This is a genomic window from Streptomyces thermodiastaticus, from assembly GCF_014656135.1.
GTDB lineage: Bacteria > Actinomycetota > Actinomycetes > Streptomycetales > Streptomycetaceae > Streptomyces > Streptomyces thermodiastaticus.
Genome location: NZ_BNBV01000004.1, coordinates 80,459 through 93,123, shown reverse-complemented (window position 1 = coordinate 93,123; position 12,665 = coordinate 80,459). Strand labels below are relative to the sequence as shown.

General features: G+C 75.3%; 11 protein-coding genes. 5 read left to right on the top strand and 6 right to left on the bottom strand.

From position 1 onward, the window contains the following. Window positions 1-25: 25 nt before the first annotated feature. The 5 genes from IE286_RS05725 to IE286_RS05705 form a co-directional block, all read right to left on the bottom strand. A complete protein-coding gene (locus IE286_RS05725; protein ID WP_189795513.1) occupies window positions 26-994 on the bottom strand; it encodes an NAD-dependent epimerase/dehydratase family protein in 969 nt (322 codons plus the stop codon). A 165-nt stretch (window positions 995-1,159) separates the two neighbouring features. Beyond that, window positions 1,160-2,383, bottom strand: a complete 1,224-nt coding sequence (locus tag IE286_RS05720; RefSeq protein ID WP_229861987.1) for a hypothetical protein — start codon at window positions 2,381-2,383, stop codon at window positions 1,160-1,162. Next, window positions 2,380-4,155 carry a DUF3492 domain-containing protein gene (locus tag IE286_RS05715; RefSeq protein ID WP_189795512.1) on the bottom strand — a complete coding sequence of 592 codons (1,776 nt, stop codon included), beginning with the start codon at window positions 4,153-4,155 and terminating at the stop codon, window positions 2,380-2,382. Before IE286_RS05715 ends, IE286_RS05720 begins: the two co-directional genes overlap by 4 nt. Before the next feature lie 224 nt (window positions 4,156-4,379). Beyond that, window positions 4,380-5,588: a DUF3152 domain-containing protein gene (locus tag IE286_RS05710; protein WP_308115047.1), complete on the bottom strand. Its 1,209-nt coding sequence runs from the start codon at window positions 5,586-5,588 to the stop codon at window positions 4,380-4,382. A gap of 488 nt (window positions 5,589-6,076) precedes the next feature. Continuing rightward, window positions 6,077-7,087 carry an alpha/beta fold hydrolase gene (locus IE286_RS05705; RefSeq protein ID WP_189795510.1) on the bottom strand — a complete coding sequence of 337 codons (1,011 nt, stop codon included), beginning with the start codon at window positions 7,085-7,087 and terminating at the stop codon, window positions 6,077-6,079. 218 nt (window positions 7,088-7,305) lie between these two features. Here IE286_RS05705 and IE286_RS05700 point away from each other — a divergent pair, with 218 nt between their 5' ends. The 4 genes from IE286_RS05700 to IE286_RS05685 all read left to right on the top strand — a co-directional run bounded on the left by IE286_RS05700 (window position 7,306) and on the right by IE286_RS05685 (window position 9,293). Then, on the top strand, window positions 7,306-7,536 hold the full coding sequence (locus IE286_RS05700) for an Rv3202a family protein (protein WP_189795509.1): 231 nt from the start codon (window positions 7,306-7,308) through the stop codon (window positions 7,534-7,536). A 197-nt stretch (window positions 7,537-7,733) separates the two neighbouring features. Further along, window positions 7,734-8,381 (top strand): TetR/AcrR family transcriptional regulator, encoded by a 648-nt coding sequence (locus IE286_RS05695; protein ID WP_189795508.1) that lies wholly within the window; start codon window positions 7,734-7,736, stop codon window positions 8,379-8,381. Window positions 8,382-8,569: 188 nt separating this feature from the next. Next, entirely contained in the window at window positions 8,570-8,797 is a 228-nt protein-coding gene (locus tag IE286_RS05690) for a DUF3107 domain-containing protein (protein WP_189795507.1), read from the top strand. A 226-nt stretch (window positions 8,798-9,023) separates the two neighbouring features. Then, a complete protein-coding gene (locus tag IE286_RS05685; protein WP_189795506.1) occupies window positions 9,024-9,293 on the top strand; it encodes a hypothetical protein in 270 nt (89 codons plus the stop codon). Between the two features lie 71 nt (window positions 9,294-9,364). On the opposite strand, the gene IE286_RS05680 is transcribed toward IE286_RS05685, so the two are convergent. Further along, the gene (locus IE286_RS05680; RefSeq protein WP_189795505.1) at window positions 9,365-10,117 is read right to left on the bottom strand and encodes a ferritin-like domain-containing protein; all 753 of its coding nucleotides are present in this window, start codon (window positions 10,115-10,117) and stop codon (window positions 9,365-9,367) included. A gap of 477 nt (window positions 10,118-10,594) precedes the next feature. Here IE286_RS05680 and IE286_RS05675 point away from each other — a divergent pair. Continuing rightward, a partial coding sequence (locus IE286_RS05675) for a DEAD/DEAH box helicase (RefSeq protein WP_308437389.1) occupies window positions 10,595-12,665 on the top strand: 2,071 nt, incomplete at its 3' end.

Sequence of the window (12,665 nt, the reverse complement as noted above, 5' to 3'; positions counted from 1 at the left end):
GCCGCCTTCACCGCTGCCGTGCGGGTCACATACGGCAGGCGGCCTCCATCCAGATGTCGGCGAGGGACTCCTCCAGGCTGATCCGGGGCCGCCAGCCGAGCCGGTCGCGTGCGGTCCGCACGTCGGCCTGCTGCCAGGCGCCGCAGCCGTCCGGGTAGGGGTAGGCGACCGGGAGCGGGTGGTCGGGGTCGCCGCCGCGCGGGTGGCCGATGGCGGGACGGTGGTGGTGGGGTCCGGGCGGGGCGTCGAGTTCGTGGAGCACACCGTTGTATCCGGCGACGCGGGCCAGCACGGAGGCGGCGTCGCGCAGCCGGACGGCGCGGCCGGAGCCGATGTTGATGATGCCCTGGGCGGCCGACAGGGAGGCGGCGTGCACGGCGCGGGCGACGTCGCGTACGTCGACGAAGTCCCGCTGGACGCCGAGTCCGCCGAGTTTGAGGTCGCCGTCGCCGGACTGCATGGCGCGGCGCAGGGCCTCGGCGAGCCGGCCGAGCGGTGAGGCGGCCGGGGTGCCGGGCCCGGCCGGCGAGAACACGCGCAGGACGACGGCGTCCAGGCCGGAGCCGAGGACCAGTTCGGTGGCGGCGAGCTTGCTGACCCCGTACGGTCCGCCGGGCCGGGGCACGGCGTCCTCGGCGGTGGAGGAGCCGGGCTGGCTGGGCCCGTACTCGGCGCTGCACCCGACCTGCACCAGGCGGGCGCCGCAGCCGCTGCGGCGGAGCGCCTCGCAGACGGTGGCGACGGCGACGGTGTTGTGCCGGGTCAGGTCGCGGGCGTTGCCCCGGGTGGTGCCGGCGCAGTTGATGACGACGCCGGGCTGGATGGCGTCGAGGAACCGGGTGAGCGCGCCGGGGCTGCCGGTGGACAGGTCGAAGCGGACGTCGGCGTCGTCGCCCCGGCCGAGCGCGGTCAGCTGGACGGCCGGGTCGGCGAGCAGGCGTTCGGCGACGAACCGGCCGAGGTATCCGTTGGCTCCGATCAGCAGGACCCTCATCGGACGGCTCCCGGGATGTGCGCTGCGGCGGCGTCGGTTGCTCCGGGTCGGATGGTGGTCATCTGGTCTTCTCCTTCATGTGCGTCACGCCTTCGAGTCGGTGGTGGGGCGGCCCGTCCCGGGCGAGGGGGCACCGGCGGCGGGCCGGCGGCTGCGGGGCGCGGCTCATGCCGGCACCTCCGGTGCCGCGTGGGCCGAGGCCCGGCCGAGCGTGCGCAGGGCGTGCACCAGCAGGGCGAGGGCGCAGCTTCCGCAGACGAGGGCCGGGACGCTGCCCGGTCCCCAGGCGGCGACGAGCCGGTCCACGGGGACGCCGAGCGGGTCGCAGCCAGGCAGACGGGCGGCGAAGACGCTCGCCTGGGCCAGGGCCTCGGCCCAGGCCGCGGTGGCGAGGGCGGCGGCCGCGGCACGGGCGGAGCCGTGGACCGTCAGCAGCCGGGCGAGCAGCAGCAGGGCACCGAGGGCGAGGCCCTGCGCCGAGCAGGCGGGTTCGGCCAGGACGGTGCCGCTGAGGGCGAGCAGGGCGGCGAGGGCGCCCAGGCAGGCGGCGAGCGTCGTCAGAAGCAGGGGCCGTACGGTGGCGCCGAACTCCTTCAGATCGCGGGCGGCCGTGAGCCGGTGCCGGGCCTGGACGGCGAACCGGTGGGTGAGCCAGGCGGCCGGGGCGCAGGCCAGGGCGAGGGCCGGCAGCGGGGCGGTGGCCAGGGGCCAGGGTCCGGTGGGGGTGCCGTCGGGCCATCCGTCGGGGCCGCCGTGGAGGGCGACGGTGAGCAGGCCGTCGCCGAGGGCCGCGTAGGCCAGGAGCCAGCAGGTCCGGCCGAGCAGGCGGGGCGGGCGGATTCCGGCGCGCGGGCGTGCGGGCCGGCGGGGGATGCCGTGGCGCAGCAGGGCGCGCACGGCGAGGGCGGCGGCGAGTACTCCTGCGGCCGCCGTGGCCGGGCGGGCGGGGCCTTCGGTCAGGCGCAGGCCGGCGACCGCGGCCGCGCACAGGAGGCCGGGCAGCAGGGCGAGGACGGCCATGCGCGGGGACGGCCGGGCGGACGGCGCGGCGGGCTCGGGGGGCGTGGACTCCTCGGTCTCCCTGGGGACGCGGGCGTACATCTCCTCGGCGAGCGAGAAGACGTCGCGGTGGCGGAAGCGGGCGGCGGTGCGGTCGGTGACGCCGTGCGCCTCCAGATGCGCGGCGATCTCCAGCGGGTCGACGGCTCGTGCGCACAGGTCGCGGTGGCGGTGCAGCAGCGCCTTGACGGGGTCGGCGGCGCCCTGCGGGGGTGCGGGGGTGTGCGGCCGGCCGAGGGCTGCTGTGGTCCGGTCGGGTGCGGCCGCGGGCTGCCGGTCCGGTGCGGCGGGGCCGGCGGGCGGGCGGCCGTGCTGGGCGGGGACGGTCATCGGGCGGCCTCCGTGCCGGGTGCGGGGGCCGGGACGCGGGTCGCGCAGGAGCGCCGGGCCCAGGCCTGGCCGCCACGGACGGCGGGCGCGGCGGCGCGGGTGGGACGGGCGTCCGCGCCGGTCCAGTGGCCGGGGACCCGGGCCTCGGCGGGGGCGGCGAAGGGCAGCGGTGCGCCGGCCTCGTCGAGCGGTCTGCGGCGGACCGGGCTGCGCGCCACGATGTCGAGGTAGAGGCCGTGGAACGCGGCGATGTTCTGCTCGACGGTGAACAGCTCCAGGGCGCGTGCGCGGGCGGCCGCGCCCAGGCGCGCACGGCGCTCGGGGTCGCGTAGCAGCGCCGTGCAGGCCTCGGCGAGCGCCCGCGGATCGCGCGGCGGGACGATCAGTCCGGTGCCGCCGATGACCTCGACGACCGCGCCCACATCGGTGGAGACGGTCGCGCAGCCGCAGAACATGGCCTCCACCAGGCCGAGCGGGAAGCCCTCGACGACACTCGACAGGACGACCACGGCGCCCGCCGCGTACGCCTCGGCGAGGGTCGGCGCCTCCGGTCCGCCGACCTCCTCGAAGGAGACGGGGTTGTCGCCGGCGGTGTGCGGGCTGTCGGCCTCGTCGGGGAAGAGCTGGGCGGCCAGGGCCCGGCAGTGGCCCAGGTAGGCGGCCGTGTCGGGGCCGTGGCCCGTGCCGATGATCCGCAGCCGGGTCTGCGGGCGCTCACGGTGCACCTCGGCGAAGGCGTGCAGCAGGGACACCAGGTCCTTGGCGGGCTCCACCCGGCCGATCCACACCAGGGTGTCCGGGTCGGCGGTCCGCGGTGCCTCGCCGGCCTCGGCGAACGGGGCGGCGTCCATGCCGGGGTGGACGGTGCGCAGCCGGGAACGGTCGGCGCCGCAGCGTTCCTGCCAGCGGCGGGTGTGGGCGTTGCCGTGGGTGACGACGGCCGCCTGCCGGTAGATCTCGCGGGCGAGGGCGCGGTGGAAGGCTCCGATCAGGGCGCGGACGGCCGGGGCGGTGCCGTCGGTGCTCGTGGCCAGGTAGTGCGTGCGCAGGGGGACCGCGTGCTCGGTGACGAGGAGGGGAACCCCGCAGGAGCGGCGGGCGAGGAGGCCGGGCAGGGCGGTGGTGCCGCCGGCCGTCGCATGGGTGAGGTCGGCGGCGCCGAGGCCGTCGGCCTCGTGCCAGTCCAGCGCGAGGGGGCGCAGGGCGCGTTCCAGTCGCGCGGCGACCGCGAGCAGATCGGGCACGCGCGCCGTTCGCGCCGCCCGCAGGGCACCGGGCGCGCGGCAGGCGCGCTCCAGTGTGCGCACCGCGTCCTGCGAGCGGAGCGCTGCCGCCAGGCCACCGCTCTGGTCGCGGGCGAGGTCCGCGAGACCGTACAGCGCAGCGGCGAAACGGTCCGCCTGGCCATCCGCCCCGCTCTCGTCCGGCCCGCCGGTGCCGTCGTCGGGGCGGGGCGCCTCGTCCGGCCCGTCCGGGCGTTCCGCACCGGTCAGCGCGGCCGCCAGCTCCCCGTAGCACTCGGTGAAGCGCCGGCGGGCGCGCCGTCCGTACCGCACGCCGTCGTCCTCGGCCGTCCACAGGGGTGCCGTGCGGACCCGGGCGACCTGGTCCGGCAGCGGCCGCCAGCCCTCGTCCTCCTGCTGCCTGCTGCGGCTGAGGGCGTAGAGGTCGAACTCGTGCTGTCCGAGCCCGCGCACGAGCCGTTCGCACCAGAGTCCGGCGTCACCGCCCGCATACGGGTAGCCGCCTTCCGTCACCAGCCCGATGCGCACGTGTGCACCTCCGTTCCCCTGCTCGTCCGCGTCCTGTGGCCGGCCGCCGGTGCGCCGACGGCTGACAGCGGGACGAACGTATGCGGACACAGCGGTGGCGCGACGGACGGTTGTCCGTCGCGCCACCGGAAGGGGTGAACGGACGTAACTTTCCCGTGCGGCGCGCGTTTTGGCGCGCTATGGGCGGCCCGGCCCCCGCGGCGGGGACCGGTGCGCGCCGCCGGTCACCCTTCGGGGTACGGCCAGGGGTTGGGCAGGCAGTGGATGCCGTCGTGGTCCAGGAACTTCGTCTGCTGCTGCATCACCGGGGCGAGCGCGCCGTCCTTCTGGCACAGCTCGTGGTTGTGGCCGAGCCGGTGGCCCACCTCGTGATTGATCAGCATCTGACGGTAGGCGTAGATGTGGTCGCCGTAGGTCGTCGAGCCCTGCGCCCACCGGTAGGCGTTGATCATCACGCGCGGGGTGGCCGCCGAGTCGCAGGAGACGTTGTCCTCCGTGGTGTCCAGACCCGATTTCGCGCACCAGTCCGCGGTGGTGCCCGGGCTGGCCAGCGTGATCACGAAATCGGGCGTGCCGGTGGAGACGCGCTCGAAGGTGCGGGCGCCGTCGTGCGCCCAGCTGCGGTCGTCGTTGAGCGTCTTCTGCACGGCGTCGGCGAAGAGTTTCCCGTCCAGGCCGAGGCCCTGCTCGACGTCGACGCGGTAGCGGTAGGTGTGCCCGGTGCCGGGTGCCTTCGCGGAGCCGGGGACCACGTCGAACGTGCCCGAGCCCTTGAACGTGGGGCTCATCTCGTACGTGGTGTTCATCTTCTGGACGTACGTCAGCGCCGGTGTGGTCCGCGGCGACGGGTGTGCGCTCCGGGTCTGCCGGGCCTGCCCGGAGGCCGGCTCGGCGTGGGCGCCGGAGTGTCCGTCGGTGACCTGCCCGGCGACGACGACGGTGAGCACGGTGGTGACGGCGGCGGCCGCGATGCCGGTGACGGTGCGTCCCTTGCCGCTCTTGTCCGCAGCCCGCGCCCCGGCGTCGTCCGGCGGTGCGCCGTCACCGGTGTCCTGTCCGGTGTCCGTGCCGGCGTCGCTGCCGTGCCGGCCGCCCGAGGTCTCCGGGTGCGCGGCCGCGGCGGGCCGGGGCGTGAAGACGCTGTTCTCGCCGTCGAAGGCGTCGAGGTAGTCCTGCCGCGGGCCGGCCGGCTCCCGCCGTTGCTGGGGAAGAGGCGGCGTCGCGGGCCCGGTGCCGGCGACGGGGGTGCCGGCCGGGGCGGCGTGCCCGGCGCCCGCGGCGCCCACCGGGCCGGGGACCGGCCGTCCCCAGCCGCCGCCCGGTTCGCGCTGCTCGGGATGCCCGCCCCGGATCTGCGGGACACCGCCGACGGGGGTGCCGTCCGGAAAACGCGGGACACCGTGCGCGGGCGTGCCGTCCGGAAAACGCGGCACACCATGCGCGGGCGTGCCGTCCGGGAAGCGTGGTGCCGTCGGTGCCGGGCCCGCGCCGACATGCTGCGGGGCTGACGGCGGGACAGGTCCCGGGCGGTACGGGCCCGGTGGTGCGGTCCCGGGCGGAACGGACCCTGGCTGCGCCCTTCCTGACGTGGTATCGGGTCCGGGTGGTGGTCCGGCGTACAGTCCCGGCGCCGGTCCGGTCGCCCGGGGCATGCCGCCCGGGGCTGTGGCGGCCGGTGCCGGCCGGGCCGGGGGCGTACGGTCCTGCCCGGGCGCGGCGCCCGGCTGCCGGTTGCCGGGCCACGGCCCGCCCGGCCCCTGACCGCCCGGCCGTGCGCCGGACGGTCCTGTGCCGTGGATCTCCCCGCGGCCCGTCCGGCCCCGGCTGTCGTCTTCGGCCGCTGTCTCAGCGGTCTCCGCGGTCTCCGCGGTCTCGCCCTTCGGGGCGGGTCCGCGGCGGCTGTGGCGTCCCACGCGCCTTCTCAGCCCCCCATGCTCTCGTCCATGCTCTCGTCGGATCCCCCGTCCTCGGCCCGCCGGCCCGCCGTCTCCGCCAGCAGCTCCCGGAAGGCGGTGGCCACCGTCTCCGGGTACTCCATCATCGCCACGTGTCCCGCGTCCGGCAGGGTCAGCAGGCGCGCGTCACGGAAGGCACGGGCCGCGCGCTGCGCCATGCGGAAGCCCACGAGCTGGTCACGGCCACCGTAGACCAGCAGCGTGGGCGCGAGGACCCGTTCGGCCTGGCGCCACAGTCCGTGCTGTCCGCCCAGCGTGTACGCGTCCACGATCCCGCGCGCCGAGCGCGCCATCGCGTCCCAGAAGTATGGCAGTCGAAGCCGCCGCTCCATCTCCTGGACGGCGGTGCGGAACCCCTCGGGCGTGACCCGCGACGGGTCCCCGTAGCACAGCGCCATCATGCCGCGCACCCGCTGCTCGGCCGTCCACTCGCGGGTGAGCCGGGTGAACAGGGCCGCCACGCCGGGCACGGCGAGCAGCGCGGTCGGCACCGCGGTGCGCTGCACCCGCAGCTCGGGCAGCGCGGGCGACACCAGGGTCAGCGTCCGCACCAGGTCGGGGCGGAGGGCGGCGACCCGGGTGGAGATCGCGCCGCCCATGGAGTTGCCCACCAGATGGACCGGGCCGCCGCCGCGGGCGTCCAGGTAGCGGATCACCGCGCGCGCGTGCGCGGTGACCGAGTAGTTGCCGTCGTCCGGCGGCGGCGAGTCGCCGAAGCCCGGCAGGTCGACCGCCTCGCTGTCGACGGTGTCGTCCAGCAGCGCCATCAGCGCGGACCAGTTCTGCGAGGAGCCGCCGAGCCCGTGCACGTACAGTGCGCGGGGCAGGCCCTCGCGCCGGGCGGGCCGGGAGCGCACCGCCAGGGTCATCCCCGGCAGCCGGACCGAGCGCAGCTGCTCCTCCTCCTCGACCCTGACGGGTGCCACCGTGGGAAGAACGGTGGCGGACGACACGGAGGGCAGCTCGGTCGAAGACATGCGGCAATGTTACGAGACGATCACGCACTGGTTCATGTGTTCGCCGTCACAGGCCGCGTCCGCGGGGCGTGCCACCGGGACCGGGCGTCGGCAGCGGGGTTGTGGCGTCCGGATCGGGTGTCTCCTACGCTCGTACAGAGGGCACCCGGGGTAGCCCCCGCTGATCGAGGGAGACCACTAGGACGTGCGCGGCGACGTGCACGGGAAGGGAGCCCGGCATGGTCTTCGACCCCACCGATCCCGAGACGTTCGACGCCGAGGCGCCGGCGGAGGAGGACGCCGCGGAGATCGCCGTCGAGGCCCCGGAGGGCGACGCCGCCGAGCAGCAGGCCGACGTCGCACCGGACCACGACGACGCCCTGACCGACGTGGATCCCGCCCGCGGCAACGAGGCCGACCTGATCGAACAGGCGCGCGTGGTGTCCCTCGACGAGGACGACTACCGCTGAGCCACGGGTGCACGCCCGTGACCGGGCGGCGACGGGCGTCCTCACCTGCCCGGCCGGGTTGCGTGCGAGACCTCGGCCGGTGGTTTCATCACCGTCCGGTTCGTGAAATCCTGCGCTCGCACCGCGCACAGTACGGTTACCGAAAAGTACGATGGCGGCTCGGCGCACAGCGCACAAGGACGACTTTGGGAGGCGGCGTGACAGCCATCGAGCAGACTGAGGCGGCACGCCCGCGAGGCACGCGCCTGCCGCGCCGTGCCCGGCGGAACCAGTTGCTGGGCGCCGCTCAGGAGGTCTTCGTGGCGCAGGGGTACCACGCCGCCGCGATGGACGACATCGCCGAGCGTGCCGGCGTCAGCAAGCCCGTGCTCTACCAGCACTTCCCGGGCAAGCTCGACCTCTACCTCGCGCTGCTCGACCAGCACTGCGAGTCGCTCATCCAGTCCGTGCGCAGCGCGCTGGCGTCGACCACCGACAACAAGCAGCGCGTGCGGGCCACGATGGACGCCTACTTCGCGTACGTCGAGGACGACGGCGGCGCGTTCCGGCTGGTCTTCGAGTCGGACCTGACGAACGAGCCGGCGGTGCGCGAGCGCGTGGACAAGGTCACCAACGAGTGCGCCGAGGCGATCTGCGACGTGATCGCCGAGGACACGGGCCTGTCGCGCGAGGAGTCCATGCTGCTCGCCTCCGGCCTGGGCGGGCTCGCCCAGGTGGTGGCCCGGTCCTGGCTGCACAGCGACCGCAAGGTCCCGCGCGACCAGGCGGTGCAGCTGCTGACGTCGCTGGCCTGGCGCGGCATCGCCGGCTTCCCGCTGCACGGCAGCGAGCAGCCCCACCGCTGAACCGCCGCCGCGGGCCTTCAGGTACTCCGCCCGAAGGCTGCCGCCTTCGCGTCCCGCGGCGTATTCCCTCCGGCTGTTCGCTCGTGGCGTGGGACGGCGGCGCCGTGCGCTTCCCCTCACCGGGCTAATGTGTGCTGGGTACGGCGCGGAAGGCCGCGCACTTCACTGACCGTCGGAGGGACATAGCCGTGGAGGTCAAGATCGGCGTGCAGCACGCGCCCCGCGAGATCGTTCTGGAGAGCGGTCAGAAGCCCGAGGAGGTCGAGCGGGCGGTGTCCGACGCGCTGACGGGCGCGGCAAAGCTGCTGACCCTCGAGGACGAGCACGGGCGCAAGGTGATGGTCCCGGCCGACCGTCTCGCGTACGTCGAGCTGGGCGAGCCGACGCCGCGCCGGGTGGGCTTCGGCGCGCTGTAGTCCGCGCCACGCCGGGCGAGCCAGGGCCTGGGACGGGGTGTCGTCGGCGGTGGCCGGCGGCACCCCGCCGTCGTGTTCCCGCGGTCGCGCCTCGCGCCGCTGCACAGGCAGCACGAGCCGCTGCGCAGGCAGCACGAACAGCCCACAGGGAGGGTTGGATTCCGCAGGTCAGGGGTAAGACGGGTACGACCGTCCGGCACCGGCCGACCGCCTGGGGAGGCACTCGATGATTCTGGAAACGTCCGGCTCCGCCGTCCTCGGTCTGCTGCTCGGCTGGGCCGCGTTCCACCGCCTGTCCCACCGGCTGCCCTCCCGCCTGCTGGTGCTGTCGACGGCCGTGGCCGGTGCCCTGCTCGGCGCCCTCGTCACGCACGGCGCCCTGGACCCCGCCGGGGTCCTGCCGAGCCTGCTGGGCGCGGTGGTCGTCTCGGTCGCGGCCCTGTCGCTGCTGCTCCGCCCGGCGGCACGGCTGCGGCGGCACTCCGCGCCGGCCTGATCCCCGGCGGCCGCGACCGCACGTGGGCCGGTCGCACGATCCGTACCGGCCCCTTGCCCGCGGCCTCGCGGCTAGGCCGCCAGTCCCAGCGCGGCCATCCGCTTGGTGTGCGCCTCGGTGATCCGGGAGAACATCTTGCCGACCTCGGCCAGGTCGAAGCCGTCGGCCACTCCGCCGACCAGCATCGTCGACAGCGCGTCCCGTTCGGCCACCACCCGCTGCGACTGCGACAGCGCCTCGCCCATCAGCCGCCGCGCCCACAGCGCGAGCCGGCCGCCCACCCGCGGGTCGGCCTCGATCGCGGCGCGCACCTTCTCCACCGCGAAGTCGGCGTGTCCGGTGTCCGCGAGGACGGCGAGGACCAGCTCACGGGTGTCGGAGTCCAGGCGGACGGCGACCTCCCGGTAGAAGTCGCTGGCGATCGAGTCGCCGACGTACGCCTTGACGAGTCCCTCCAGCCAGTCCGAGGGCGCCGTCTGCTTGTGGAAGCCGTCGAGCGCGGCGACGAACGGGTCCATCGCCTCCGTCGGCTCCACGCCGATCTCGGTGAGCCGGTCGCGCAGCCGCTCGAAGTGGTGGAACTCCGCCGACGCCATCTTCGCCAGCTCGGCCTTGTCCGCGAGGGTGGGCGCCAGCTTGGCGTCCTCCGCGAGCCGCTCGAACGCCGCCAGCTCGCCGTACGCGAGGGCTCCGAGCAGGTCCACGACCGCGGCACGGTACTGGGGGTCCGCGGCGGCCTCCGCCCAGTCCATGGCGGCGATCCCGGTGCGTGCGGGGGCGTCGGTGGCGTTCTCAGGCGTGTCAGGGCTGGTCATGCAGCGCACAATAGTCCGCGGCCCCGGCACCTCACCTGATCATCCGGTGTGACGACGACTACGTGACCAAATCGGCCATCGCGTGTGCACGGATCCGGGGTATGGTGGTATTGCGCCTGTTGGGTACGCCGACGCACCGACGTCTCCCGCAGGCGTACGTATGAGGATGCCCGGTCGGTGGCCCGATCGGCTCCGACCCGACAGCCCTCCGCAGCCGTACGTCAGTGTACGTGCGACGACCGGAGGGACACCCTCAGCGGTACGAGCGCTAGAGCGTCGGCTGTGGTCCCGTGCCACACGGCCCGCCCGCGTGGGCGGCCCACGTCCCCGGCACGGTCACGCGACACGACCCCCGCGCTCGCCTCGCACCGCGTACACAGAAGAGGCATGACGCTGACTACTACGTTCCGAGACCTGGGAATCCTCCCCGAAACCGCCGAGGCGCTGGAAGCCGTCGGCATCACCACCCCCTTCCCCATCCAGGAGATGACGCTGCCCGTGGCCCTGTCGGGCTCGGACGTCATCGGCCAGGCCAAGACCGGCACCGGCAAGACGCTCGGTTTCGGCCTTCCGCTTCTCGAGCGCGTCGTGGTCCCCGCCGACGTGCAGGCCGGGCGCGCCGCCCCCGAGGCTCTCACCGACGCCCCGCAGGCGCTGGTCGTCGTGCCCACGCGCGAGCTGTGCGTGCAGGTCACCAACGACCTGCTGACGGCCGGCAAGGTGCGCAATGTGCGAGTCGCTGCGATCTACGGCGGCCGTGCCTACGAGCCCCAGGTGGAGGCGCTGCAGAAGGGCGTCGACGTGGTCGTCGGCACCCCGGGCCGGCTGCTGGACCTGGCCGGGCAGAAGAAGCTCGACCTGCGGCACGTCAAGTGCCTGGTCCTGGACGAGGCCGACGAGATGCTCGACCTCGGCTTCCTGCCCGACGTCGAGAAGATCATGGACATGCTGCCGGCCGAGCGGCAGACCATGCTGTTCTCGGCGACCATGCCGGGCGCGGTGATCGGTCTGGCCCGCCGCTACATGTCCCAGCCCACGCACATCCGCGCCACCGCGCCGGACGACGAGGGCGTGACGGTGGCCAACATCAAGCAGTTCGTCTACCGCGCGCACTCGCTGGACAAGCCGGAGATGATCGCCCGGATACTGCAGGCCGAGGGCCGCGGCCTGGCGATGATCTTCTGCCGGACCAAGCGCACCGCGGCCGACATCGCCGAGCAGCTCCAGCGTCGCGGTTTCGCCGCCGGCGCGGTCCACGGCGACCTCGGCCAGGGCGCCCGCGAGCAGGCGCTGCGCGCCTTCCGCAACGGCAAGGTGGATGTTCTGGTGTGCACCGACGTCGCCGCCCGCGGCATCGACGTCGAGGGCGTCACCCACGTCATCAACTACCAGTGCCCCGAGGACGAGAAGACTTACCTGCACCGCATCGGCCGCACCGGGCGCGCGGGCGCGAAGGGTACGGCGATCACGCTCGTCGACTGGGACGACGTCCCGCGCTGGCAGCTGATCAACAAGACGCTGGAGCTGGACTTCCACGAGCCGGTGGAGACCTACTCCACCTCCCCGCACTTGTTCAGCGACCTGGGCATCCCGGAGGGCACCAAGGGCATCCTGCCCCGCTCGCAGCGCACCCGGGCCGGGCTGGACGCGGAGGAGCTGGAGGACCTGGGCGAGACCGGCGGCCGCGGACGCGGCGGCCACGGCGGGCGCGACAGGGGCCGTTCGGCCGACCGTGACCGCGAGCGCCCGGCGCGCGCCCCGCGCCGCCGCCGGCGCACGCGCGGTGGCGCACCGGTGGACGCCGCTTCGGCAGTGGGTACGGCCGACGAGGCCGCTTCGGCCGAGGCGGCGGCCACGGGCGAGCAGACGCGGACCCGTACGCCGCGCCGCCGACGCCGTATGCGCGGTGGCGTCCCGGTCCAGCCGGCCGCTCCCGCACCGTCGGCATCCGCGCCGGCGCCGGAGTCGCCGCAGGTCACGCCCGTGACGCAGCCGGAGCCCGCGGAGCCCGCCGCGCCGTCCACGGCGTCCGCGACCACGGTGGCGGAGGCGCCGGCCCCCGAGGCCGCACCGGAGGCCCCCGCGAAGCCGCGTCGCCGCCGCACCCGCAGGACGGCCGAGGCCGCCGCCGCACCCGAGACGACGGCACCGGCGGCACAGCAGGCCCCCGAGCAGGAGGCGAGCGCACCGGCCGCCGCCGACACGGCCGACGCCGACACGGCCGACGCCGTGGAGGCCAAGCCCAAGCGCACCCGCACCCGCAAGAAGGCCGCCGCCACCCCGGCCACGGACGCGGGCACGGACACGCCGGCCACCGAGGAGGCGGAGGCCAAGCCGAAGCGGACACGCAAGAAGGCCGCCGCCGCCGGCGAGGCCGCGGACACGGCGACCGCCGAGGCCGCACCCGAGGCCACGGCAGCCACCGACACCGCCGACGCCACGGAGGCCAAGCCCAAGCGCACCCGTACTCGGAAGAAGACCGCCGCCACCCCGGCCACGGACGCGGGCACGGACACGCCGGCCACCGAGGAGGCGGAGGCCAAGCCGAAGCGGACAC